Origin of the sequence: Micromonospora sp. NPDC000663, assembly GCF_042898105.1 — a bacterium.
In the GTDB taxonomy this organism is placed as follows: Bacteria; Actinomycetota; Actinomycetes; order Mycobacteriales; family Micromonosporaceae; genus Micromonospora.
Genome location: NZ_JBIAYR010000001.1, coordinates 1,365,572 through 1,387,754, shown reverse-complemented (window position 1 = coordinate 1,387,754; position 22,183 = coordinate 1,365,572). Strand labels below are relative to the sequence as shown.

General features: G+C 68.5%; 23 protein-coding genes and 2 pseudogenes. 10 read left to right on the top strand and 15 right to left on the bottom strand.

Annotation, left to right across the window (positions count from 1 at the left end; genetic code table 11):
- Window positions 1-56: 56 nt before the first annotated feature.
- The 3 genes from ACFY1S_RS06645 to ACFY1S_RS06635 all read right to left on the bottom strand — a co-directional run bounded on the left by ACFY1S_RS06645 (window position 57) and on the right by ACFY1S_RS06635 (window position 2,502).
- Window positions 57-284 carry a ferredoxin gene (locus ACFY1S_RS06645; RefSeq protein WP_387113475.1) on the bottom strand — a complete coding sequence of 76 codons (228 nt, stop codon included), beginning with the start codon at window positions 282-284 and terminating at the stop codon, window positions 57-59.
- Window positions 281-1,510 carry a cytochrome P450 gene (locus ACFY1S_RS06640; RefSeq protein ID WP_387113473.1) on the bottom strand — a complete coding sequence of 410 codons (1,230 nt, stop codon included), beginning with the start codon at window positions 1,508-1,510 and terminating at the stop codon, window positions 281-283. Before ACFY1S_RS06640 ends, ACFY1S_RS06645 begins: the two co-directional genes overlap by 4 nt.
- Window positions 1,511-1,848: 338 nt before the next feature.
- On the bottom strand, window positions 1,849-2,502 hold the full coding sequence (locus ACFY1S_RS06635; RefSeq protein WP_387113471.1) for a TetR/AcrR family transcriptional regulator: 654 nt from the start codon (window positions 2,500-2,502) through the stop codon (window positions 1,849-1,851).
- A 125-nt stretch (window positions 2,503-2,627) separates the two neighbouring features.
- On the opposite strand from ACFY1S_RS06635, the gene ACFY1S_RS06630 reads away from it, so the two are divergent.
- From ACFY1S_RS06630 to ACFY1S_RS06620, 3 genes are all read left to right on the top strand, one after another.
- Entirely contained in the window at window positions 2,628-3,407 is a 780-nt protein-coding gene (locus ACFY1S_RS06630; protein ID WP_387113469.1) for an SDR family NAD(P)-dependent oxidoreductase, read from the top strand.
- On the top strand, window positions 3,404-3,865 hold the full coding sequence (locus ACFY1S_RS06625; RefSeq protein WP_387113467.1) for a nitroreductase/quinone reductase family protein: 462 nt from the start codon (window positions 3,404-3,406) through the stop codon (window positions 3,863-3,865). Before ACFY1S_RS06630 ends, ACFY1S_RS06625 begins: the two co-directional genes overlap by 4 nt.
- Before the next feature lie 186 nt (window positions 3,866-4,051).
- Window positions 4,052-5,065 carry an RNA polymerase subunit sigma-70 gene (locus ACFY1S_RS06620; protein WP_387113465.1) on the top strand — a complete coding sequence of 338 codons (1,014 nt, stop codon included), beginning with the start codon at window positions 4,052-4,054 and terminating at the stop codon, window positions 5,063-5,065.
- Window positions 5,066-5,230: 165 nt separating this feature from the next.
- Here ACFY1S_RS06620 and ACFY1S_RS06615 read toward each other — a convergent pair whose 3' ends face one another.
- Window positions 5,231-5,815, bottom strand: a complete 585-nt coding sequence (locus ACFY1S_RS06615; protein WP_387113463.1) for a dihydrofolate reductase family protein — start codon at window positions 5,813-5,815, stop codon at window positions 5,231-5,233.
- A gap of 194 nt (window positions 5,816-6,009) precedes the next feature.
- On the opposite strand from ACFY1S_RS06615, the gene ACFY1S_RS06610 reads away from it, so the two are divergent.
- Window positions 6,010-7,098, top strand: a complete 1,089-nt coding sequence (locus tag ACFY1S_RS06610; RefSeq protein WP_387113461.1) for an epoxide hydrolase family protein — start codon at window positions 6,010-6,012, stop codon at window positions 7,096-7,098.
- A 111-nt stretch (window positions 7,099-7,209) separates the two neighbouring features.
- Here ACFY1S_RS06610 and ACFY1S_RS06605 read toward each other — a convergent pair whose 3' ends face one another.
- Window positions 7,210-7,680 (bottom strand): winged helix-turn-helix transcriptional regulator, encoded by a 471-nt coding sequence (locus ACFY1S_RS06605; RefSeq protein WP_387113459.1) that lies wholly within the window; start codon window positions 7,678-7,680, stop codon window positions 7,210-7,212.
- A gap of 4 nt (window positions 7,681-7,684) precedes the next feature.
- Here ACFY1S_RS06605 and ACFY1S_RS06600 point away from each other — a divergent pair, with 4 nt between their 5' ends.
- Window positions 7,685-8,521 carry an SDR family NAD(P)-dependent oxidoreductase gene (locus tag ACFY1S_RS06600; RefSeq protein WP_387113457.1) on the top strand — a complete coding sequence of 279 codons (837 nt, stop codon included), beginning with the start codon at window positions 7,685-7,687 and terminating at the stop codon, window positions 8,519-8,521.
- A 427-nt stretch (window positions 8,522-8,948) separates the two neighbouring features.
- Here ACFY1S_RS06600 and ACFY1S_RS06595 read toward each other — a convergent pair whose 3' ends face one another.
- Window positions 8,949-10,133 (bottom strand): peptidase M23, encoded by a 1,185-nt coding sequence (locus ACFY1S_RS06595; RefSeq protein ID WP_387113455.1) that lies wholly within the window; start codon window positions 10,131-10,133, stop codon window positions 8,949-8,951.
- A gap of 72 nt (window positions 10,134-10,205) precedes the next feature.
- Between ACFY1S_RS06595 and ACFY1S_RS06590 the strand changes: the two genes are divergently transcribed.
- Window positions 10,206-10,334, top strand: a complete 129-nt coding sequence (locus tag ACFY1S_RS06590) for a hypothetical protein (RefSeq protein WP_387113453.1) — start codon at window positions 10,206-10,208, stop codon at window positions 10,332-10,334.
- A gap of 221 nt (window positions 10,335-10,555) precedes the next feature.
- Complete coding sequence (locus ACFY1S_RS06585) at window positions 10,556-11,815, top strand: glycoside hydrolase domain-containing protein (RefSeq protein WP_387113451.1); 1,260 nt, start codon at window positions 10,556-10,558, stop codon at window positions 11,813-11,815.
- Here ACFY1S_RS06585 and ACFY1S_RS06580 read toward each other — a convergent pair.
- The 3 genes and pseudogenes from ACFY1S_RS06580 to ACFY1S_RS06570 form a co-directional block, all read right to left on the bottom strand.
- A pseudogene (locus tag ACFY1S_RS06580) lies at window positions 11,802-12,036 on the bottom strand (hypothetical protein). The gene ACFY1S_RS06585 and the pseudogene ACFY1S_RS06580 overlap by 14 nt on opposite strands.
- Window positions 12,033-12,212, bottom strand: coding sequence for a hypothetical protein (locus ACFY1S_RS06575; RefSeq protein ID WP_387113449.1), 180 nt, complete (start codon window positions 12,210-12,212; stop codon window positions 12,033-12,035). Before ACFY1S_RS06575 ends, ACFY1S_RS06580 begins: the two are co-directional and overlap by 4 nt.
- A gap of 156 nt (window positions 12,213-12,368) precedes the next feature.
- Entirely contained in the window at window positions 12,369-13,289 is a 921-nt protein-coding gene (locus ACFY1S_RS06570; protein WP_387113447.1) for an RNA polymerase subunit sigma-70, read from the bottom strand.
- Between the two features lie 136 nt (window positions 13,290-13,425).
- On the opposite strand from ACFY1S_RS06570, the gene ACFY1S_RS06565 reads away from it, so the two are divergent.
- Window positions 13,426-14,133 carry a DUF899 family protein gene (locus tag ACFY1S_RS06565; RefSeq protein ID WP_387113445.1) on the top strand — a complete coding sequence of 236 codons (708 nt, stop codon included), beginning with the start codon at window positions 13,426-13,428 and terminating at the stop codon, window positions 14,131-14,133.
- Between the two features lie 182 nt (window positions 14,134-14,315).
- On the opposite strand, the gene ACFY1S_RS06560 is transcribed toward ACFY1S_RS06565, so the two are convergent.
- The 4 genes from ACFY1S_RS06560 to ACFY1S_RS06545 all read right to left on the bottom strand — a co-directional run bounded on the left by ACFY1S_RS06560 (window position 14,316) and on the right by ACFY1S_RS06545 (window position 17,951).
- Entirely contained in the window at window positions 14,316-15,461 is a 1,146-nt protein-coding gene (locus ACFY1S_RS06560; RefSeq protein ID WP_387113443.1) for a hypothetical protein, read from the bottom strand.
- Complete coding sequence (locus ACFY1S_RS06555) at window positions 15,458-16,030, bottom strand: RNA polymerase sigma factor (RefSeq protein WP_387113441.1); 573 nt, start codon at window positions 16,028-16,030, stop codon at window positions 15,458-15,460. The genes ACFY1S_RS06560 and ACFY1S_RS06555 overlap by 4 nt, the downstream gene beginning before the upstream one ends.
- Before the next feature lie 439 nt (window positions 16,031-16,469).
- The gene (locus ACFY1S_RS06550) at window positions 16,470-16,964 is read right to left on the bottom strand and encodes a DinB family protein (RefSeq protein ID WP_387113439.1); all 495 of its coding nucleotides are present in this window, start codon (window positions 16,962-16,964) and stop codon (window positions 16,470-16,472) included.
- Between the two features lie 378 nt (window positions 16,965-17,342).
- On the bottom strand, window positions 17,343-17,951 hold the full coding sequence (locus ACFY1S_RS06545) for a hypothetical protein (protein ID WP_387113437.1): 609 nt from the start codon (window positions 17,949-17,951) through the stop codon (window positions 17,343-17,345).
- A 615-nt stretch (window positions 17,952-18,566) separates the two neighbouring features.
- On the opposite strand from ACFY1S_RS06545, the gene ACFY1S_RS06540 reads away from it, so the two are divergent.
- Both ACFY1S_RS06540 and ACFY1S_RS06535 read left to right on the top strand, forming a co-directional pair.
- Complete coding sequence (locus ACFY1S_RS06540; RefSeq protein WP_387113435.1) at window positions 18,567-19,670, top strand: FUSC family protein; 1,104 nt, start codon at window positions 18,567-18,569, stop codon at window positions 19,668-19,670.
- Window positions 19,671-19,685: 15 nt separating this feature from the next.
- A pseudogene (locus tag ACFY1S_RS06535) lies at window positions 19,686-19,778 on the top strand (hypothetical protein); the annotation flags it as partial.
- A gap of 480 nt (window positions 19,779-20,258) precedes the next feature.
- On the opposite strand, the gene mltG reads toward ACFY1S_RS06535, so the two are convergent.
- Window positions 20,259-21,326, bottom strand: a complete 1,068-nt coding sequence (mltG, locus tag ACFY1S_RS06530) for an endolytic transglycosylase MltG (protein ID WP_387113433.1) — start codon at window positions 21,324-21,326, stop codon at window positions 20,259-20,261.
- A gap of 300 nt (window positions 21,327-21,626) precedes the next feature.
- A complete protein-coding gene (locus ACFY1S_RS06525) occupies window positions 21,627-22,103 on the bottom strand; it encodes a hypothetical protein (protein ID WP_387113431.1) in 477 nt (158 codons plus the stop codon).
- Window positions 22,104-22,183 lie beyond the last annotated feature (80 nt).

The following is a 22,183-nucleotide window of genomic DNA, read 5'->3' as shown; positions in this document are numbered from 1 at the left end:
GGCGGGCACCGCGAACGGTATCGGCGTCCAGTCAGACGGCAGCGCTCGGTCTTCGGTCAGTCCTGGGGCGCGATCAGCCTGTCATCGGTGGTGTCGCGGACCGTGATCGCCTCCACCGGGCACGAGTCGGCGGCGTCGAGGATGACGTCGTCCGGGGCGACGACGTCGGCCAGCGGCGTGGACAGGCCGTCGACCAGGCGGAAGTGCTCGGGCGCGGTACCGGCGCAGATGCTCGTGCCGATGCAGCGGTGCGTGTCCACCCCGATCCGCCACGCGGTACTCACCAGGCCACCGGCATGCCGAGAAGGCCCCGCACCAACATGCCGCGCTTCCACTCCAGCTCGTCTTCCGGTACGGCGAGCCGCAGTCCGGGCAGGCGGGTCACGATGGTGGCGACGGCGACCTGCAACTCCATGCGGGCCAGCTGCGCGCCGACGCAGTGGTGTACGCCGTGCCCGAAGCCCAGGTGCGGGTTCTGCTCGCGGTCGAAATCCAGCCGGTCCGGGTCGGCGAAGACCGTACCGTCCCGATTCGCCGACGACAGTGAGCCGAGAACCGGCTCACCTGCCCGGACCAGCACCCCGCCGACCTCGACGTCCTCCTTGGCGTACCTGGCGAAGGAGGAGCCGACGCCGAGCGGCACGTACCGCAGCAGTTCCTCGACCGCAGCCGGCACCAGCGACGGCTCGGCCCGCAGCCGAGCCAGCTGGTCCGGGTTGTGCAGCAGGACGTAGACGAAGTTGGGGATCTGGGTCACCGTGGTCTCGTGGCCGGCCGCGAGCAGTCCTCCGGCCAGCTCCACCAGCTCGGTCTCGGTGAGTCGATCCTGATTCTCGTCGCGGGCCCGCACCAACGCCCCGAGCAGGTCGTCGATCCCCGGCTCGCGGCGGCGCTCGGCGACCAGATCACCGATGTAGCCCCAGAGATTGTTCAGGTACTCCTGGATCGTCTCCAGGGGCAGGGAGGTGGTCGAGACGATCGCCTCGGACCAGATGTGGAAACGGTCGCGGTCGGCGTACGGGACCCCGAGCAGCTCGCAGATCACCTGGATCGGCAGCGGTGTGGCGACGTGCTCCACCAGGTCGGCCGGAGGACCGAGCCGGACCATGTCGTCGACCAGCGCGTCGGCGATCTCCTGGGTTCGCGGGCGCAGCGCCTCTACCCGACGTGCCGTGAACGCCTTCGCCACCAGCCGGCGCAGCCGCGTGTGATCGGGCGGGTCCATGGTCAGCATGCCGCTGTACTGCTGGCGCGGGGTGAGCCTGGGCTCGTCGCGCTGGACGGCCGGGGCGCGGCCGAACCGCACGTCGCCGAGGACCGTACGGACGTCGTCGTATCGGGTGGCGAGCCACGCCTCCTCGCCGTAGGGGAGCTTCACCCGGGTCATCGGCTCGTTCTCGCGCAGGTCGCCATAGGTCGGATCGACGACGAGGCGGTCGGGCACACTGAACGGGTACGGCCGCGCGGGCGGAACTGTTCGACTCTCGGTGGTCTGCGGGCTCTCCGTCATCCGGGTTCCCTTCGTCGAGACGGCGTGATCCTCGATGGCGGCACCATGTGGCGTGGCAGGGCCGGATTGGCAGCGTCCGGGGCTCGTAGGCAGCGCACATCAACGCTCAGTGATGCTTCGATATCGGATCGTAGCGATAGACGTCGATGATCGCCATGGCGACCGGTCCGCGTCCGTACGCGAGAGCGTTCTCGTGGGCGGACCGCGTCCTCTCCGGCGTTCGCCGAGCACGCCAGTGCGGCCTTCTGGCGGCCCTACCCCGCCTACTCCGCACCGGCGCGGCGTCACCGTCACGCCCGAGCCCTGCGCCAATGCCTGAGCTCCGCGGCCAGAACCTCTCAGCGGCCCTGCGCCTCGCGGTCCCGGTGGTGAGCATCGACGCCATATCGGGCGACCATGGTTCGGACGGCCTCTTCCACAACCGTGGTCGTGCGCTCAGGGCTCACCGTCCAGTCCGGGAGCAGAAGGCTCGGCCAGAACAGATAGTTGGAGATCATCCCGAGGAACTGCGTAGCGGCCAGCTCCGGGTTGGCGATGTCCGCCACTCCCGCGTCGCGCTCGGCCAGGAGGTAGATCCGGACAGACTCGAAGTACGGCAGTTTGCCCTGCGAGAAATGCGCCTTGGCCAGTTCGGGAAAGCGTGGCAGTTCGGCGATGACGATGCGGAACAGGTCCCTCATCTCCGGCTGGCTCACCAGGGTCGCGTACCGCCGTCCCAGAACCGCCAGGCCGGCCGTCAGGTCCCCGGCGGGCGGCACATCGGCGATGTCGTTCTCGGCCCAGGAGTCGATGACGATGGCGTCGAACAACGCCGCCTTTGTCGGAAACTGCTTGAACAGCGTTGCCTTTGACACCCCAGCACTGTCGGCAACACGCGCCAGTGATGCCCGGTCGTAGCCCAACTCGAGGAAGAGCTCGGTGGCGGCCTGCACGATGAGCGCGCGCTTCTCCTCCGCCACGCGCTGGTGATAGGCCGACGGTGTTGGGGTCATGGGCCCATCATAGCGAGGTGAGTGGGTTGACTCACCACTCCCCGCGGCGTAGCTTCGGTGTGGTGAGTCGTGCGACTCACCACCCGGTTCCACGGGTTGCCGCCCCTCGTACTTCGGAGGATCAGATGTCCCGCTTCGCCAACCAGACAGTTCTCGTGACCGGCGGCACCGGTGGGCAGGGAGCCAGCCACATTCGCGCCCTGCACGCCGAAGGCGCCAACGTCGTCATCGGCGACATCGATGCCGAGCGCGGCGCCGACCTCGCCGCCGAACTGGGAGACCTGGCGCGTTTCGTCCGCCTCGACGTCTCCCAGGAGGAGTCGTGGGCCGCCGCCATCGCGGAGACCGAGAAGGCCTTCGGTGCGCTCACTGCAGTGGTCAACAACGCCGGGGTGCAGAACCCCCCGGCCCTCATCGAGGCCACCGGACGGTCTACGTGGGATCGCATCCTCGACATCAATCTCACCGGCACCTTCCTCGGCATCAAGGCGGCCGCACCGGCGCTTCGTCGCGCGGGGGGAGGAGCAATCGTCAACATCGCCTCCACCATGGGCATGGGCGGTACCGCCTTCTACGCGCCCTATGTGGCGAGCAAGTGGGCGGTCCGAGGGCTCACGCAGACCGCCGCCCTTGAGTTGGGCCGCGACAACATCCGCGTCAACGCCATCCACCCCGGCGTTGTCGCCACCCCGTTCATCACCGAGCCGGCGGCCGGCAGCACCGCCCCGATCGCCGACTTCTACTCGCCCGAACCGTTCGCCGTCCCGCGACTGGGGCAGCCCGCGGACATCACTGCGCTGCTGTTGTTCCTCATCTCACCGCACGCGGCCTTCGTCACCGGCGCCGAGTATGTCATCGACGGCGGACTGCTCCTCGGCCCCGCTCTGCAGAAGGAGACCGCATGAACCTCGCAGACCAGCGTGGTGAGAGCGGCGCACCCGATCCACTTGCGCACCTGCCGCAAGAGGTCAGGCGCGCCATCGAGATCACACCCGCGGCCGGAACCCGCGAACGAATCGTGGACATCACCACCACCGGCCGGCGTACCGGACGACCCCGCCGTATCGAAATCTTCTTCTATCGCGCCAACGGCGCGACCTATCTGTGCAGCGGAGCGGGCGGAGGCGCGACCGGTTGGTACGCGAACCTACGAGCGAACCCCGCTTTCACCTTCCACCTCAAGAACGGCGTCAGAGCAGACCTGCCGGCGCACGCGACAACGGTCACCGATCCCACCGAACGGGCCACAGTCATCGCGGCCATCGTCGACGACCTCAACCAGCCCCACGACCCTGGCACCATCAGGCCGACCCGATTGGAGGACTGGGCCGCGAGCAGGCTGATGCGAATCGACTTCGACTGAGCCGCCCCGCATGCTGCACTGTCCACGGAACGAACGGAACAGATGCTGGAGCCACCGCATGGCACGAGATCGACCTGGTGTTCAGAAAGCCACCTCTCGGACCCGGGTCGCGTCTCGTAGCACCGATCAGAAATCGTCCGCCACGTCGTCAGTTCTGGTAGCTCTCTCGCACCACTGGAAGGATTGATGACCATGACCGACGTTAGACCGCTGGGCGCCAACGAGGCCACGTTCATCGCGGCGGTCCGCTCGGGCGACACGGCGCGGTTCGCACGAATCACGGAGCGGCACCGGCGTGAGCTGCAGGTGCACTGCTACCGGATACTCGCGAACTACGAGGACGCCCAGGACATGACGCAGGAGACGTTCCTGCGGGCGTGGAACAAGCGAGAGTCGTTCAAGGGCCACGCGGCCCTGCGGACCTGGCTGTACCGGATCGCGACGAACGCCTGCCTCGACTTCCTGGCGAAGCGCAACGACCGCACACCCGTGACTGCCGAGCGGCCGGGCGCGGGCTCGGAAGTGCGATACCTCCAGCCCTACCCGGACCGGATGCTCCCGGAGGACCCGCAGGAATCGGCGGTGGCGCGGGAGACGGTCGAGCTGGCGTTCATCGTCGCCGTCCAGCACCTGCCGCCGCGGCAGCGGGCGGTGTTCATCCTGCGCGACGTCCAGGGCTGGCCGGCGTCGAAGGCCGCTGAAGCCCTCGATCTGACCGTCGCATCGGTGACCAGCGCCCTGCAGCGTGCGCGCGTGACGATGCGCGAGCAGCTGCCCGACCGCCGCCTCGACTGGCGGAGCCCCGCCACGCACGAGCTGTCGAACGACGAGCGCGCCGCGGTGAAGTCATATATCGAGGCCCATGAGCGCAACGACCTCGACGGGCTGATGTCCCTACTCCGCGACGACCTGCGCTTCGCGATGCTTCCCGAGGCGGGCACCTCGGTCATCACGGCCAAGGACGCGGTGGACGGCTGGGTCGCCAATGGGCTTTTCCAGCCCGGCTACGACGACTGGCGCGGTATCACGACGACGGTCAACCGCACGCCTGCCGCCGTGCTCTACCTCCGCGCCCCCAACGACCCGGAGCACCGGCTGTTCGCCATCGCGGTCCTGCGCATCGTCGACGGGAAGATCGCCGAGCTCACCGGATTCGAGGCCAGCGACAAACCGTGGCTGGACCTGCCCCCGACACTGTGATCACACAGGTCCCCTCGTCGACAAGACGAAGGCCACCGCCCCGCCGGCGTTGCCGGCGGGGCGCCGTCACTCCCGAAGAACATCGTCACCATCGACGACGCAGTCGTCCCTCGTCAGGAGGGATTCCGATCTGGCCCCACAAATCGAGCATCTGACGCGTGCTCATCACCTCGTCTCGTATCGGGTCAGCAGGACACCGCCTGGAAATGCCCGCGTCTCCAGGAGGTTCAGGTGCACCCAGCTGTCCAGCGCGGTGAAGAACGGCGTGCCGCCGCCCACCAGAACCGGGTAGGTGACCAGCACGTACTCGTCGATCAGCCCGGCCCGTATGGCCGCCCCGGCGAGCGTCGCGCCGACGATGTCCATCGGGCCGCCGTCCTCGGCCTTGAGCCGAGTGATCTCGGCGACCGCGTCGCCGGTGACCAGGCGGGTGTTCCAGTCGACCGTGCTGATCGTCGAGGAGAACACCACCTTCGGCATGTCCCGCCAGCGGCGGGCGAACTCGATCTGTGCCTGCGTGGCGCCGGGCTGCTCGTCGGCGGTCGGCCAGTGGGAACTCATCGCCTCCCACAGCTTGCGCCCGTACAGCGCCAGGTCCGTCGCCCCCACCCGGTCGGACCACCACTGGAACAGCTCGTCGCCCGACGACGAGTCCGGCCCCTCACCCCCACTCCAGCCAAGGTGGCCGCCGGGCGCGGCGATGTAGCCGTCCAGGGTCACATTCATGCCAAAGGTCAGTTTCCGCGTCATGCCAGCCTCCCGTAGGTCGATCTCACAGGTACAGACGGGCGCGGCGCGGGAACCTAATCGGAGTCCCGCATTCAAGCGGGCAATCGCGGCTCACACTGCTGCTCCCCCAGTCCCGGGCGCGGCCGTGGCGTCGTCCGGGCCTCTGCCCATTCGGGCGGCTGCCGAGTGACTCCTCGCGATGGAATCATGATCGGGTGACGCCCTTCCACATCGATGTGCCCGAAGCCGTCCTGGACGACCTACGGGCTCGGCTTTCGCGGACAAGGCTCGCGCCAGCCGCCCCAGGAGAGCCGTGGGCCGCCGGCACCGACCCTGGGTACCTGGCTGGTCTGGTCCGGTACTGGCTCGATGGATTCGACTGGCGTGCGGTCGAGCGCGCCCTCAATCGGTACCCTCAGTTCGTCACCACGATCCGAGGCACGCCTGTCCACTTCGTTCATGTCCGCTCGGCATCGCCCGACGCCACGGCGCTGGCCCTGACCCATGGCTGGCCCAGCGCGTACACGGAGATGCTGCCCCTGGTGTCCCGGCTCGCAGACTTCGACCTCGTCATACCGAGCCTGCCCGGCTTTGTCTTCTCCGGACCACTCGCCGAGGGCCCGACGACCGAGGCGGCTGTCGCGGACGTGTGGGCTGAGCTGATGACCCGTCTGGGCTACGACCGCTTCGGCGCCTACGGTGGCGATATCGGGTCCGGCGTGTCGACGTGGCTCGGCGCCCGCCACGCAGATCGGGTCATCGGGGTCTTCTCGCAGCACATCAAGTTCCCGCCAGCGGACCGCAGGGGCGACCTCAGCCCAGCCGAGGAGGCGTTCATCGCCATGCTCGACGCGAAGGCCCAAGATGACTGGGGCTACGGAATCCTCCAGGAAACACGGCCCGACACCCTTGCGGCCGCGCTGAGCGACTCGCCGTCCGGACTGGCCGCATGGATCATCGAGAAGTACCAGCGCTGGAGCGACTGTGGCGGCGACATATCCCGCCGGTTCGACTTCGACGAACTGCTGACCACCGTGATGCTGTACTGGGTCACCAACTGCATCGGCACGTCCTTCAGGCCCTACCGTGACGACCGTCTGGCCCCACATCTGCCAATGGTCGACGTACCCGCCGGTATCACGGTCAGCGTGGAGGACGCCGGCCTGCCCCGGTCGTTCGCCGAACGCACCTACGCCAACCTCACCCACTGGCGCGAGCCCACGGTCGGCGGACACTTCTTCGCCCAGGAGGAGCCCGACCTGCTCGCTGCCGACCTGCGCGCCTTCTTCAGCGCGCTGCGATGATCGCGGAACTCAACCGGCGGCAGTTCCGCGCGGGTGGCGGACCGGTCGAACTCCCGTTGCTCGTCCGATGCCTGATCGGCAGCGTCCACAGCGCCGAAGACCTGCCCGTAATCAGGTACGCGCGACCGAGCGTTCCGCCCGCTGACGTACCGCAGCGATCTCGGCGTGGTGGACGACCGCCCAGTCGGCCAACGCGGAGAGCGGTTCTAGAAGGCTGACGCCGAGCGGCGTCAGCCGGTACTCGACGCTCGGCGGCAACGTCGGAAACACTTCACGTTCGACGAGGCCGTCACTCTCCAGCGTCCGCAAGGTTCGGGTGAGCATGCGCGGGCTGATGCCCTCCACGGCCCGATGCAACTCGTTGAACCGGTACGGTTGCCGGCCGAGCATCGTGACCAGCAACAGGGTCCATTTGTCGCTCACCCGGCGCAGCACGTCGGTGACCGGACAACGCTCGTACTCGCCGACCGGAACGGGCATCGGCAGGCGATGGTCGTGCAGTGAGGCACTCACACCGGTGTTACTTATGGACATGAAAATGCCTTCTTTCGCCTCCGTCGGCGGGCTGCCCAGAATGAGCACGCCGATGAGCAACGATAAGGGGGACGAGATGGGCGTCGTGATTGTCAGCGGCGGCACGAACGGGATGGGACGTGCGTTGGCCCTGGGGCGCGCCGAGCGCGGCGATCGCGTCCTGGTGCTCGGCCGCAGCCGTGAACGTGGCGAGGCCCTGGCCGGGGGCTCGATTGCTTTCCTTCGCGTCGACCTGTCCAGCATGGCCGAGACGCGGCAGGTCATCGAGCACATCCTTACCGAGTACGAGGTCGTGGACGCGCTGGCGCTGTTCGCCAATGCTGTGGCGCCGCGACGCATCGTGACGGCCGAAGGGCTGGAGCGCACGTTCGCGCTCTACTACCTCAGTCGATATCTGCTCAGCTTCGGCCTGCGTCCGGCCCTGGATCGGGCTACCGCGCCGGTGATCGTGAACGTCGCTGGTGTCGGGGTCACCAAGGGCCGGCTGCACTGGGCCGACCTGCAGCTGGCCTCGGGCTACTCGGCCATCGCCGCACAGCTGCAGGCCGGTCGAGCAATCGACCTGCTCGGCGTGGGCTTCGGCCAGCGGTCCGGCAGCCGCGCCCGGTACGTGCTCTACCATCCCGGATTCACCAGGAGCGGCGACCGGAGCCCACTCCCGCTGGTGGCCCGAGGGCTGCTGGCGGTGGCAGCGGTGGCGGCCCGACCTGTCGCAGACGCAGTGGCGCCCATTCACCAGTTCCTGGATGCGCCGCCGGCCGTGCCGGTGACCGCCATAGACCGGGGGAAGCTACTTCCACCCAGTTTTCCGACCCTCGACCCTCGCGACGCCGAGCGGTTGATGGACCTCACGGAGAAGCTTCTGAATGAGGCGTCCCCCTGCCCATAGGAAGATGGTGACTCCCGCCATCGCGGCTTCAAACGCCTGTAGGTCCGCATCGGAGGTCGCGTCCAGGATGCGGCGAGGGGCAGCGGGCGCTTGAACATCGTGGCAGGCTCCGGCCGTGCTGAACAGCTCGCGCATGGTTGTGCGTATCACCGCAGCAGTGCTCGTCACGCTGCTGTGCGGTGCCTGCGGAACAGATCGCCGAGACGCCGTAGCCGAACCTCCGCAAGAGGCGAGACCCCCCGCATCAGCGGCACCACAGAGTGGAACCGTGGAGTTGACCGCGGCACGCTTGCGGCACCGGGTCGGTGTCCTTTCCGCCTGACGTCGCTGAACCTGTGCCATCCCTTCTGCCGTCAGCCAGCCCTGCCGGGGAGCGGGCCGTCGACCAGGTCCGGGGTCATCTGGCGGACGTACCCCTTGAAGGGCGTCAGCACCAGCCGTTGACCGGGTTGGCCGCTCCGGTGTAGTGGTACGCGTCAGGGATCCAGGTGCCGTCGGTGAGCTGATTCCACAGGGTGGTGGTGCCCCAGCGGCCGCTCTGGGAGGTGCCGTTCGCCGAGCAGGCCACCGCCGCCGTGGCGCCGTCCGCGATCGAGCCGACGACGCTGTACCCGGTGCCTGGCCCGGACCGCCGGCTGACCGACGTGCCGCCGTTGCTGTCGACGATGCCCTCGGTGAAGCCGAGCGCGCCGTAGTTGTAGAGCGTGCCCTTGACGTTCACGCGCTTCGAGCCGTGCAGCGCGTAGCCCTCGTAGGCCGCGCTGCCCTCTCGCGGCACCCACTTGCCGAGGTTGTGGGTGGCGACCGCGACGTACGCGCTGTTCTGCCGCAGCCCCAGGTGCACGTGCCGGCTGCTGGCGCTCCCGCCGCAGGTGATGTCGGTGCCGGTGTTGCCGAGGAAGGTGCCCGCCGAGACGGAGGCACCGTCGACGTTGATGTTGTTCCAGAGGTGGTAGTAGTCCGTGGCGTACCCACGGTCGTGGACCACCCGGATCCAGCCCTTGCACATCGTGTACGCGGTGCCGGCACGCACGGCCAGCACCCGCTCGTCACCGCCGTAGAGGTCGATGGAACTGAACGGTCGCGGGGAGCCGGACCAGCCGTGCGGGCCGCCCCGGAGGATCCAGGACTGGCCAACGGTGAACGGCAGGCGCATGCCGGTGCGAAAGTCCCCGTTGGCGGCCATCGTCTTCGGAGCGGTGAAGGTGTCCCTCTCCTGCTCAGCGACGACGGAGGCGGGCGCGGCCGCGGTCAGTTCGGCGAAGGTGGCTTCGCCCTCGAAGGCGACCTGCCAGCCGCCGCGCTGCTGCCGGGCGACGAAGAGCCACCCGGACGGGTGGAGATCCTCGCCCTGCGGTGCGACGAGCACGGCGGTGCCGAAGGCCCAGGCCCGGCCGTCCTTGCGGGTGACGGTCACCCGGGTGTCCGCAACATCGGCGGTCCGCAACGCCTGGTCCGCCGCGACTGCGGCCTCCGCGAGCAGCTTCTGCTGTACGGCGGTGGTGACGTCGTTGGCCGGCGCGGCGTGGGCGCTGCTCGGCACGGTGCCGGTCGTGGTGGCAACGAGCAGGACCGCCAGGGCGGTACCGAGCCAGGGGCGAGTAGTCATCATGTCCTCTCCAGAAGGGGGTTGAGAGGCTGACACATACCTGGAGGACCATATACGAGAGATAGACGTACGTATATGAAAAGCTGTCGGCCTGTCGCGACCAGCCCGAGCGAGGTCCGTATCGCGCCGCAGCCGGACGTGCAGGCCTTCGGCTACGGCGCCGACGGACTGACCGCGACGCGGTGGCGGTTCAACGCGGGCTGACGCGCGACCGGCAGGAGGTCCCGCCCGCCCCGAGGTGAGACGGGCTGGGACGAGCAGGGGCGGCGCGTACGCCACCAGCCTGGCCGAGACTACGTGGGCCTGCCCCTCAGCTGACCTCGGCGCCGGGTCGACGGCGGGCCTCTATTGCCGCTCGTCGATTCATGGTAGAAATCTTTCGCACTGCCCGTTCCGAGGCAATAATTTCTTCAAATGGAGGCGACGTGAGAGTCACTGCCGGGTGGCTGGCGAGTCTTATCGTTGCCGCGGTGATCGTGGCGCCCGCCGAGTCGATGGCTGTGGCCGCGACACCCACACAAGCATCAACCGCAGTGACGCCGCTGGCCACCGGCCCGCAACCCGGCACCTTCACCGGCCGGGGATTCGACACCTGTGCCGCTCCGTCACAGGCCACGATGAACGCGTGGCGGACCAGTTCCCCCTACGGCGCGGTCGGCATCTACATCAGCGGGGCGAGCCGCTCCTGTTCCCAGCCCAACCTCACGGCAAGTTGGGTGGCCAACCAGACCAGCAACGGATGGCGGCTGATCCCGATCGAACTGGGTTACCAGGCACCGTGCGGCACGCGTACGCCGAAGATGTCCGCCGATCCCACGACCGCCCGGTCGCAGGGCGTCTCTGCGGCCAACAGCGCCGCGAATGCCGCCCAGGCACTGGGCATCGGCACTGCGAGCACCATCTACAACGACATCGAGCAGTACCCGTCGAACGCGTCGTGCCGGGCCGCCGTGCTGTCGTTCCTGTCCGGTTGGACCGAGCAGTTGCACGTACGGGGCTACCTCGCCGGCATGTACTCCAGCGGTTCGTCAGGCATCAAGGACGTCTGCGACGCATACGACAACCCGAGCTACACGCGACTCGACCAGATTTGGATCGCCTGGTGGAACGGGGTGGCTGACACGGACGCCGGAAGTTACTGCGCCGATGCCTACTACGCGAACCAGCAGCGCCTACACCAGTACGCCGGGGAGGTAACCGAGACGTGGGGTGGGGTCACGATGAAGATCGACCGCAACTACCTCGACGTGAGGGTTACGCAGACCCCACCGCAGCAGTGGACCACGACCATCGACAACAGCGCCTCGGGCGGGTTCACCGCGAGCGCTGAATGGGGCACGTCGGCCTACTCCAGCCAACGGTTCGGCACCGACTACCGGTTTACCAGCCCGGTGTCGTCCAGCGACGTCGCATGGTTCCGGTCGACCATTCCGGCGACCGGAGCCTACGAGATCTCAGTTTGGTACCCCGCCGACGCGGGCTACAACAACCAGACGCCATACCTTGTGGAGACCACGACAGGCAGCAGGTCCGTCTCCGTCAATCAGCGGGTAAACGGCGGTAGGTGGGTCTCGATCGGCGTGTTCACCCTGGCAGCGGGCACGGGCAACAAGGTCGGCGTGAGTCGCTGGACCAGTGGCACCGGACTCGTGGTCGCCGACGCGGTGCGAATCACCCGGGTCTGAGCTCGCCCGCTGCACCTGGCCATAGGGCCTGGTGAGGCTCGTCTCGGCCGGGTTCGGCTGGCACGGTCGCTGTACTTCCCTGCTGTACTGCTGGTAGAGCCCAGGGAAATCGGAGCGTCGTCGAACTCGGCGCGTAGCTCGCGCTGCCGCATGCGGCAGGGCCAGGGCGCATCACAGCCGCCGCAGCTCCAAATCGGCAGCACCGGGCCGTGCGTGGTCATGCGCGGCCTCCGAGCAGCGCCGCCGTCGTCGACCGCGCCTGCCGGCTGGTCGCCCATTCGACCTGCCAGCACGGGTACGGCGTGAGCCGCGACCACCACACTCGACAGCCAGTACAAAGGCCGTCTTTCCCGTGCAGATGCACGACCAGGATTTGCCGCTCGGCTTCGTTGATCACTGCTCCTCCTGGGCGGGCCAGTGTCCTGGCTGCGACAGGGCAGCTCCGCCCCGCATCGGCAGATCCAGCGCCACTTCCGCCACGACCAAGCCGGTCGGTGTCGCCGTGCCAGGGTCATCGCGACGGCGTCCGACCAGACGAGCCGCCGACGCACGTCTAGGGCTCGAGCGTGGCGGGCATGCTGAAGGCGACGACGTGGCGGGCACCGATGAAGGCGTTGCTCTCTACGATCTTCCCGTTCTCGATCCGGAGTACGTCGACGACCAGCGCCTCGTAGTGTGGGCTGCCGGGCCGGCGGAGATAGTTGATCAGTGCCGGGCGCCCGTTGGCCGAGGTGGGGAACGTACGCCAGTCGAGCGGTCGGCCGAGGAACTCCGCGGCCGCGTCGATCCCGACGACCGGCGGCTCGGGCGGCATCGTGATCCGTATGTCCTCGGCGAGCAGTGCCCGGATCGTCCCCGGGTCCTTCGCGTTGGCGTAGCGGCGCAGGATCTCTTCGTCCTCACTGGTGAGCTGCGGGCGGCGCCAGTCCTTCGGGTCCGACGGAGCGCGTCGCCGGAGGGTGTGGCGGGCCCGCTGGAGGAGGCTGTTGACGGCCGCTACGGCGGTGTCGAGCGCGGCGGCGATCTCCTGCGGCGTCCAGCCGTGGACGTCGCGCAGCACGAAGGCCGCCCGCTGCCGCGGCGGCAGGTACATGAGCGCTGCGATCACGGCCAGCTCAACGGTCTCCCGGGCGGCGAGGCCGGTCTGCGGATCGTCGGCCAGCAGGGCGTCGGGATAGGGACCGAGCTCGGTGGACCACTCCAGCGGATCACCGTACGGTACCGTCCGGTGACCGGCCGCCTTGCGGCTGTCGAGGAAGACGTTCGTGGCGATCCGGTAGAACCAGGTGCGCGCCGACGCCCGACCCTCGAAGCGGTCGCGAGCCCGCCAGGCACGCAGGAAGGTCTCCTGCACCAGGTCGTCCGCGTCGGTGACGTTCCCGGCGAGGCGGTAGCAGTGGACGTGTAGCTCACGCCGGTGCTCGTCGAAGGCGCGCTGCAGCCAGACCGCCTGCTCATCGGGCGAGTCGGACATGTGATTTCCCCGGGGCTGAGTGGTTCTCACAACCGTACTGACGACCGCGGACCCATCCGTCATCGGTCACCGATGACGATCGCCGACTCGGTCGTCTGTACCTGTGACCGATCCCCAATCCACGAAGGAGATAGTCATGACGGCAACCCCCGCGTCCAGCGCCGCCGCACCCCCGGTCGTCGACCGGGAGACCTGGCTGCGCGAGCGCGACGAGCTGCTGGTCCGGGAGAAGGCCCATACCCGCGAAGGAGACGCGATCGCAGCCGCTCGTCGTCAGCTGCCGATGACCTTGATGCCGACGGTGACGGTGCGGGGCCCTGGCGGGGACACCCCGCTGGTGGAGGTGTTCGAGGGCCGCCGGATGCTCATCGCCTACTTCCACATGTGGCACGACGGCAAACCGTACGAGCATCAGTGTGAGGGGTGCACCTTCTCGACCTGTCACATGCAGATGCTGGACTACCTGCACGCCCGGGACGTCACCTACGCCGTGTTCTGCCAGGGGCCCTACGACGACAGTGCCCCGTTCGCGGAGTTTATGGGCTACCGGTTCCCCTGGTATTCGGCGAAAGACTCCGACCCGGCTCTGGCCGACGGTCGTGACTTCGGGTTCATCTCGTGCTACCTGCGCGACGGCGACGAGGTCTACGAGACCTACTGGACCACCGGGCGGGGCGTGGAGGCGTTGATGACCACCTACCACGCCCTGGACCTCACGGTGTACGGCCGGCAGGAGAACTGGGAAAACTCGCCTGAAGGCTGGCCACGGGTCACCGGCCACCCGTGGCGTCTCAACGGCCGCCCCACCGCGCAATGGTCACGCCCCGGCGTCGCACCGCGATGACGTCGAGGTGATCATGCTCGGGTCGGCCGCGGTGTCAGCATGCTGCTGCGTCGTGCCGCGGGCGGGCGGCCGTGCGAACAACAGAACGACGGTGCGGGCCGCCCAGAGGCGGCCCGCACCGTTATCGAACGCCGGGCGCGTTACGCCCGTCTGCCGGAACGCTGGTGGGTGGGAGTTCCCGCCTACAGGTGGGCCTTCGTCACGCGGGAGGACTCGTACGTCGTGGAGGCCGGGGGGAGGCCCGGCACGGTGGAAACGTCCTTGACCAGCATGCCGGTCGTGGCGTCGATGGTCAGCACCTCGCTGCCCTCGCCGCCGAACACCTCGGGGCCAGCCGTGATCGTCAACGTGGCCTTGCCGTGGGTGGTCGAGTTCTCGACGCTGACCGCGGAGATGGTGGACAGCAGACGCAGCACACCGGCCCGGACCTGCGTGTTGCCGTCGCCAGCGGACAGCGCCTGCGTGCTGTACGTCCACAGGGCGTTGTCGAAGTGCCGCTGAACGGCCTGAGGGCTGTACGGCTTCGGCTTGGCGTTGCCGCCCTTCTGCTTGATGATCACCTGGACGTCCGCCTGCTGCTTGTCCCACACCGCCTTCTGCGCTGCGGGGTCGAGGCCCACCAGCGGGTCCTTGGCTGCCTTGAGCATCTGGGTCCGGCCGTCGGCCGGGCTGCTGTCCGCCGCGGCGACGGCTGCCTTGAGGAGCGGAGCGTAGCCGCCGTCCGTCATCTGGTCCTGGTGACGGGCGATCGCACGCTTGATGTCCTTCACGCTGTTGCCCGAATAGATCGCGTGACCGTCGGTGTACAGCGTGTAGACGACCTGCATGGTCTTGGTGCCGTGGACCTGCGTCGCCTTCACCAGCCACGCGTCGCCCGCCGGCGGGGTGACCGCCTTGATGGACCCGGCCAGGGTCATCAGCGGCGCGCGCTCGGCCGACCCGTCGACGGTGGTCGAGCCCGACGTGGCGGCTGGCGCATCCTTGCTGGCCTCCATGCCCCCGGTCGCCGACGAGTTGAGCACCACAGCGACGACTGCCGCCGCGGCGGCAACCCCCACCCCGGCGCCGATGCCCAATCGACCCGCGATACCGATCCTGCGGCGGCGCTGAAGCGCGGGGCAGGATTCGTGGTCCCGCGTGGTTGTCGTCGTTTCCATGGTTGACGTCGCCTCCATAGTCGCGTCCTCCGCTGATATCGCGCCCAGCAGCCGCACGGTTCCGGGGTCGGCCATAGCCGCCCGCAGCACCGCCCGCGCCCGCTGGTACGCCTCCGGGCGTAGTGGTTCTGCGCTGCCCAAGGCACCGACCAGATCGAGCTCGTCGGTCATCGGTGTCTCTCCTTCGCGCTGTTGCGGTCCTTCAGAAGCGCGGACACCCCCGGGGCGTCGCGCAATGCCGTCCTGGCCTGGCTCAGCAGCCGCCGCGCGGTGCCGGCCGGTATGCCGAGTGCCCGCGCGGCGTCGGCCGCGGTCAGGTCCTCCCAGGCGACGAGCCTCAGGACCTCCCGCTCTTCGGGTTTGAGCCGCGTCAGGGCCGACCGGAGCACCGCCCGGGCGTCCACGCCGAGGTCCACCGCCGACCACGGATCCCATCCAGTAGCCACGTCCGGCACGTCCGCGACCAGGTCCTCGGCCGGCCGGGACCGCCAGTAGCGCCGCAAGCGATTCAATGCCACCCCGTACAGCCACGGCCGCGCATCGTTGTAGGACCGGTCGTACGATCGCCGCGACTCGAACGCCGCAACCCACACCTCGCCCAGGAGGTCCTCAGCGGCATCCCGCCCAGCCCGGCGAGCGAGGTACGAACCGACGGCGGCCTCATGACGCTCGACCACCTCTACGAAGGCGTCGACATCGCCATCCAGCGACCGGCCTATCAAATCTGCATCCGAAGCCATGGCCCTCCTCGGCAAAGTCCGCGCTTCACCCTGACATTGCCGATCAGGCGGAGAAGTGTTCAGGTGCCGAGGTCCGACGGGAGGTCACGCCGCACCCTTGATCTCCACCACCGCAGGCCAAGGCCCCTCGTCCCGTCGGTGAGCACTTCGGACGCGGAGGCATCTTCGCCAACCTGCACCCAATCTGCTCCCAGCAGCAAGGCCGGCGCAACCAATGGCTCCCTACCGCCTTGACCTGCGCACACTCCCCTACCAGGCGGCATAGAGGACTGTCGAATGCATCACAGAACCGCGGAGCACTCCGCGGGAAGCAGGACGCTGCAAAGGACCTTGAGCGCACGCGCGATGCGATCCAGCATGCGGATGCGCGGAGGCAAGATCCGATCGGTCCGCACCGCCTTGACCCACTCGGCGGCTCTCGCCACCCACAGCCGCTGGATCAGCGACCGGTGACGCCGTCGACAAGTTCACGAAGGATGTCGGCGTGCCCGGCATGCCGGGCCGTTTCACCGGTCATGTGAGCCAACACCCAGCGAAGCGTGCGCGACTCCTCATTGACGGGTCGCGCGGTACGGACATCGAGATTGCCAACCGCACGAACGTGCGCATCGCTGTCGGCGATGGCAGCCCGGTAGCCGGCAATGACCTGTTCGGCAGGCTCGTCCTCAGCGACCGTCATGCCCATGCCGGCGTCGGCGTACCGAGAGTCGCCGGCCACGGTATATCCGAACCAGTACCGCTCGGCGCCGGTCAGGTGCTGAACCAATCCCAGCAGCGTCGTATCGGACACGACAAGGTTGCGGCGCAACTGCTCCTCGTCCAGTCCGTCCAGCTTCTTCAGGACGCAGGACCGGCTGAAGGACAGAAACGCCAGTGCCGTATCCATCTCGTTGTCGTCGTTGAATGGCACGGGTTCGCGCTGTGACTCAAGCATGGGCACGAACCTACGGTGATTCGTGCCCGGGCGGCACTCCTTATGGCACCGGCGGCATCCGGGCATCGGCAGATCCGTGCGCTCACGCTCCGCCGACCCGCAGCTGGGCCCTAGACCCTGCCGCGCATCACCTGGCAGAGATGCGTAGCGGATCAGTTGGCGGCTCACAAGGCCTACGCCACCTACGAGACGTTCGCCCGCCGCTACATCTCCCCCGGCCTCGGCGGCAAACGGGCTGGACCGGCTCCAGTCGCGGGACGTGCCTGCTGTCAGGCCGTCCCGTCTACGCGCACGGTGAGCGGCATCCGGGCCGCGCTGCGGGCCGCCCTCACTCACGCCCAGGCCGAAGACCTCATCACCAGGAACCTGGCGTGGAGGTCACCCTCGCCCTTTGCGGTTCGGGTCGGTGAGAGCATCCCAGTCGTCAGCGCTCATCGGGAACGGCCCCCAGTGCGGCAGGTAGAACGGTCGCCGAGGCGGGTCGGCCACCGTGAACGGCTTGAACTCCGGATCCGCGATCACCCGGTAGACGAACTCGGCCGTCGACATGTCGAGTTGGTGCCACGGCTCGATGCCGTCCCACCGCGCGACCACCGGCCACCGGTCGGGCTCCACAGAGCGGTCCGCCAACCAGTAGTACTCCCCTTCGGTCTGATCGCTGCCCCATTGGATCAGCCCCGTCCCCTTGTCGAGCTCATACATCTCGTAGGGGGCCCACAACCGAGCGAAGTCAGGCTCACTCGGCCACTGCCGAGAATAAGCCCACGCCCGAAACAGCGGTTGTGCATGATCGTCGGTCGGGCGGAAGAGGTCCAGGTAGGCGTAGAACGCCCCGGGAACGAACCGGCGGCACAGTTCCTTGAAGTCCGTCGGCAGCGCGACGCCCAGCTGGGCTTCCACCTGCCCCCAGCCGACACCATCCTCAGGCTCCTGGCGCCATCCGGTCACGTCGATGATCCGGTCGATCCACGTCAGCTGATCAGTCACGGCCGGCAAGGTAACAGCCCAGCCGGACATCTCATCGCCTTGTCGCCACCCCTCCGGTGGCCGTTGCTTCACAAAGGTGCTGCACGACAGCAGAAAGGCCACCTCCCGAAGCCGGGAAGTGGCCTTTGACCTGCGTGGGCGATGCTGGTATCGAACCAGCGACCTCTTCGGTGTGAAACAGGATGCTGCCCGCACTCTGACCTGCAGAACCGAGAAGCCGCAGGTGGAGGCGAGTGCAGTTGAGCGCCGTTGTGCGCTATTGGATGCAGTTCAACGCCGTTCAGGACACCCGGCTGCTCCCACCCTGCTCCCCCAATCCCGGGCCCGTGACCCTCCCGTCGCCCAGGCGCCTCAGGTCTCCGCTTCGGCACGTCTTCGCCGAGCAGTGCGAGGCCGACGTTTGGCCAACGCGACCGGGACGCCGAGGCGCCAAGGCGCACGGCCGGTGAGGTGATCTCAGCGCAGATAACCCCGCTGCTGCCTGCGGCCACCCGCCCCCCGGGTGCCGCCCGTCACCCGAGCGATTGAGCAGTTCAGGGGCCGGGTAGTGGTCCTCCTCGCAGAAGATCAATCGGCGGTCGGTCCTGGTCCGTCCGGCGAGAGGGAGTATCACCGGTGCGGACGTGGGGGCGCGACGCGGTGGCGCGGTTGCGGGGCGACGGGATGACCGTGGTCGAGCTGACCACCGCCGCGGTGGCCGCCTGGTTCGTGGCGGCGGTGGTGATCCGTCACCCGGACCCGTTCTTCGCCCCAACCGCCGCGCTCGTCGTGCTCGGCGAGTCCCGCGGGCGACGGGTGCGGCAGACCGTCGAGATCCTGCTCGCCGTGGCCGCCGCCGTGCTCGTCGCGGAGCTGATGGTGTACGCGCTGGGCCCGGGCACCGGCACCGTCCTGCTGGTGCTTTTGCTGACCACCACGACGCTCGTGGTGATCGGGGCCCGCCGTGCCCTGGTCGTGCAGGCCACCGTCTCGGCCATGTACCTGGTCGTGGTCGCCGCGCCGAGCGGGACGCTTATGCCGTTCCGCTTCGTCGACGCGCTCGTCGGCGGCGCGGTGGCGCTGGTCGCCAGCCAGCTGATGGCCGCCCGCGATCCGCTGGCGCCGCTGGTGGCGCAGGCCCGGCGCAGCTACACCGACCTGGCCGACCTGCTCGACAAGGTGAACGTAGGGTTGCAAGGCTGCGACGAGGATGCCGCCCGCGCCGCGCTGGACCAGGCCCGGCAGGTGGACGACTGCGTCGCCCAACTGCAGGCCGCCGTGCTCGCCACCGGTGAGACGCTGCGGCTGGGACTGCGCCGCCGGCACCTGGGCAAGCTCGTCGAGGTGGAGGCGACGCTGCGGCAGCTCGACTACGCCGCCCGCAACATCCGGGTGCTGGCCCGGGCCGGCGTGACCCTGACCCGCCGGCACACGGCCACGCCGCCGGAGCTGGCCGCCGCGATCGGCGCGCTGAGCGCCGCCGTACGGTCGGCCGGGGAGGCTCTGGCCCGCGACCTCAGCGGCACCGACGCCGACCGGCACGCGCAGCGGGCCGACGCGGCAGCCCTGGAGGCGGTCCGGATCGCCGCGGGTCTGCTACGGACCGATCCGCCGCTGCCGGTCACCATGATCGTCGGGCAGATCCGGGCGACCGCGATCGACCTGCTACGCGGCGTCGGCCACGACGACGTGACGGTGCTGGACCGGGTGGACGAGGCGCTCGGGCTGAGCCGGGCGTAGGAAACCGAAGAGTTCCTCCACCGGATCGACGGCAATGGTGAGCCCACCGCCTACCTGTTCCAATGCCTGCGCTGCGGAACTCACCTCGCCTTCTTTGATATCGGCTAACCCCGCCTCACCGCCGCGGCGCCGACGCACAAACTCCGACATGAGCGGATGCCGCCCGACCGCCTCCGCGCGGCGCCAGCGCTGACCGCCTTGAGCACGCCGAAAAGATCTCCAGCCTGAAGGGCCAAGTCAGAGCACTGCACGTGGGGTCGGTGTCTCGAATGACGGAAGTGCGGCGGACTCCGAAAAAGCTCACCCGCGACGCTCCACATCAATACCCTCCTCGCTGGTCGTCAGCGTCAAGCCGACCGACACAGCGCTCCGGGCGGCGCTGTCACCGGCCGCCATGCCGGCTCCCGAATCCGCCGAGCCCACCACGGCCTTTCCTAACGTCCTCGATGGCCCGGATTCGCACACCTCCACGGGTGGGGGCCGGCGGCTGCTCGCGCCCGATCCGCCTCACCGGCACTATCGCCGCCGTCGAGCGGAACACCGCCGCACCTTCAACACATCCGACTGACAGCAATGTGAAACGCGCTCTTAGATCTTCCCGGCCTTGCGGGCCTTCTTCTTGTTCAGCTCGTGCTCGGCATCGGTCGTCGCGAACGCCGAGTGGCCCTTGTCGTCGATGGCGACGAAGAACAGCCAGTCGCCCTCCGGCGGGTCCATCGCACCCCGCAGCGCGGCCCTGCCGGGGTTGTTGATCGGCGTCGGGGTCAGGCCGGGCTTGCCGTGCAGCCGGTACGGGTTCTTCGGATCGCGCTGCTCCTCGCGGCTCATCTTCCCCGACGGCTTCGTGGGGCGCCCGGTGAGCTGGTAGTAGTAGTTGATCCCGACGTCGAACTCGAGGCACCCGCACGGGAAGTCGCCGTACAGCCGGTTGTAGGCCACACGCGCGATCTTGCCGATGTCCTCGGGGACACCGGCCTCCGCCTCGGCGAGCGAGGCGATGGTCAGTGCTTCGTACGGGCTGATCTCGCGCTCGGCGCGTACCCGCCGACTGAAGCTCAGTTCCCGGTCCACCGCGAGGAAGTGCTCGACCATCTCGGACAGCATCTCCCTGGCGGTGGCGCCCTTCTTGAACTCGTACGTGTCCGGGAACAGGAAGCCCTCGATCGAGCGGGTCACCTTCTGCCCGTCGTCGCGTTGGAACCAGGACTCCGGCACGCCGAGGGCCACGGGATCCTTCGATGCGGCGGCGAAGTCGCCCTCGGGCACCGTGGTGGCCTTCGCAAGCGTCGCGTACACCTGGTTGGCGGTCTTGCCCTCCTCGATCGTGACGCCGTCGCGGGCCCGGGCGGCCGGATCCAGCAACAGCATCACCGCCGCCTCCCCCGACATCTTTTCGCGCAGGTTGAACGAGCCCGCCTGGATGCTGTGGCCCTGTGGGTTCCGCTGGGCGGCCCGGGTGAACGCCTCGGAACTCCTGACCACGCCCGCCTCAGCCAGCGCCGCACCGATCTCGGTCAGCGTGGAGCCCACCGCGATGTCGACCCGGACGCTACCCGTGCCGGCACCGTCGTAGTCCGGCGCGCTGAACCGGTCCCACGCGAAGTACCCGCCAACGCCTAGGACCATCACCAGCACGACGGCTAGGAGGGTGCTCATCAGGGCTGCGCGGGAACGTTCGCCACTCTTGCGGTGAACGGATCGGTATCGGTCACCCACGGGCCACCTCCGAAACTGGCAAGGCCGAACTCCTTTGCGCTTCCCGGACCCGGCGGTGTGCCGGCGGGCAGCCGTCAGCACGCGGGGCATAGCTCGCCGAACCTATCCTGGATCCCTTCGAGCCGGCGGGACGCGTGGCTGATCGGCGCAGTCGCGCTACGCGGTCCCCGGCACAGTTGAATGATCATCCATCAAGGACGGACGAAGTCGTTCGGCGGAGCATCGTCCCCCGCCCTGCCGTCACATGCTGGACAACGCGAGTGCGAAGGCGCCGGCCGAGGCAAGGAGGAGACAGCCCAGCGCACCGCCCATGACCAGCAGCGCCGGCCGGGTCCCCGTCCACTTACGCAGGATCAGATACACCCCCGCGGCGCCGATCAGCGCCATCACCGCCAGGTACGAGAGGAAGACGAAGCTCAGGCCGATGAGGAGCCCGGCAACAGTCGCCGCGATCCTGGCACGGGTGGCACCGAGGTCATGGGAGAGGACCAGGTACGCCATCACGGCGGCGCCGAGCGCGGCCACGACGTTCGTAGCCAGAAGCGAGATGCCGGCGAGTAGGATCATCACGGCAAAAGCGCCGACGATGCTGGCGGCCGTGCCCAGAGCAGCCCGCGCCGCGCGGGCCCGGTTGAGCGGTCGTGGTGGTGCCAGCCAGACAACTGTTCCCGCGTACGCGGCCGCCAGAGCGATGAGTATCGCAATGGAGATATCCACGTGATTCCCTTCGGAGCGGATCGGCGTTTCGTCACCGTACGAACGAGCACGTGAACGTAGCGGCCCGGACAGTCCGCGCC

Excerpts from the sequence above, each read along its gene's own strand:
- ACFY1S_RS06640 (WP_387113473.1), bottom strand. The coding sequence starts at position 1,510 with ATGACGGAGAGCCCGCAGACCACCGAGAGTCGAACAGTTCCGCCCGCG.
- ACFY1S_RS06635 (WP_387113471.1), bottom strand. The coding sequence starts at position 2,502 with ATGACCCCAACACCGTCGGCCTATCACCAGCGCGTGGCGGAGGAGAAG.
- ACFY1S_RS06630 (WP_387113469.1), top strand. The coding sequence starts at position 2,628 with ATGTCCCGCTTCGCCAACCAGACAGTTCTCGTGACCGGCGGCACCGGT.
- ACFY1S_RS06625 (WP_387113467.1), top strand. The coding sequence starts at position 3,404 with ATGAACCTCGCAGACCAGCGTGGTGAGAGCGGCGCACCCGATCCACTT.
- ACFY1S_RS06620 (WP_387113465.1), top strand. The coding sequence starts at position 4,052 with ATGACCATGACCGACGTTAGACCGCTGGGCGCCAACGAGGCCACGTTC.
- ACFY1S_RS06615 (WP_387113463.1), bottom strand. The coding sequence starts at position 5,815 with ATGACGCGGAAACTGACCTTTGGCATGAATGTGACCCTGGACGGCTAC.
- ACFY1S_RS06600 (WP_387113457.1), top strand. The coding sequence starts at position 7,685 with ATGAGCAACGATAAGGGGGACGAGATGGGCGTCGTGATTGTCAGCGGC.
- ACFY1S_RS06595 (WP_387113455.1), bottom strand. The coding sequence starts at position 10,133 with ATGATGACTACTCGCCCCTGGCTCGGTACCGCCCTGGCGGTCCTGCTC.
- ACFY1S_RS06590 (WP_387113453.1), top strand. The coding sequence starts at position 10,206 with ATGAAAAGCTGTCGGCCTGTCGCGACCAGCCCGAGCGAGGTCCGTATC.
- ACFY1S_RS06570 (WP_387113447.1), bottom strand. The coding sequence starts at position 13,289 with ATGTCCGACTCGCCCGATGAGCAGGCGGTCTGGCTGCAGCGCGCCTTC.
- ACFY1S_RS06565 (WP_387113445.1), top strand. The coding sequence starts at position 13,426 with ATGACGGCAACCCCCGCGTCCAGCGCCGCCGCACCCCCGGTCGTCGAC.
- ACFY1S_RS06560 (WP_387113443.1), bottom strand. The coding sequence starts at position 15,461 with ATGACCGACGAGCTCGATCTGGTCGGTGCCTTGGGCAGCGCAGAACCA.
- ACFY1S_RS06555 (WP_387113441.1), bottom strand. The coding sequence starts at position 16,030 with ATGGCTTCGGATGCAGATTTGATAGGCCGGTCGCTGGATGGCGATGTC.
- ACFY1S_RS06550 (WP_387113439.1), bottom strand. The coding sequence starts at position 16,964 with ATGCTTGAGTCACAGCGCGAACCCGTGCCATTCAACGACGACAACGAG.
- mltG (WP_387113433.1), bottom strand. The coding sequence starts at position 21,326 with ATGAGCACCCTCCTAGCCGTCGTGCTGGTGATGGTCCTAGGCGTTGGC.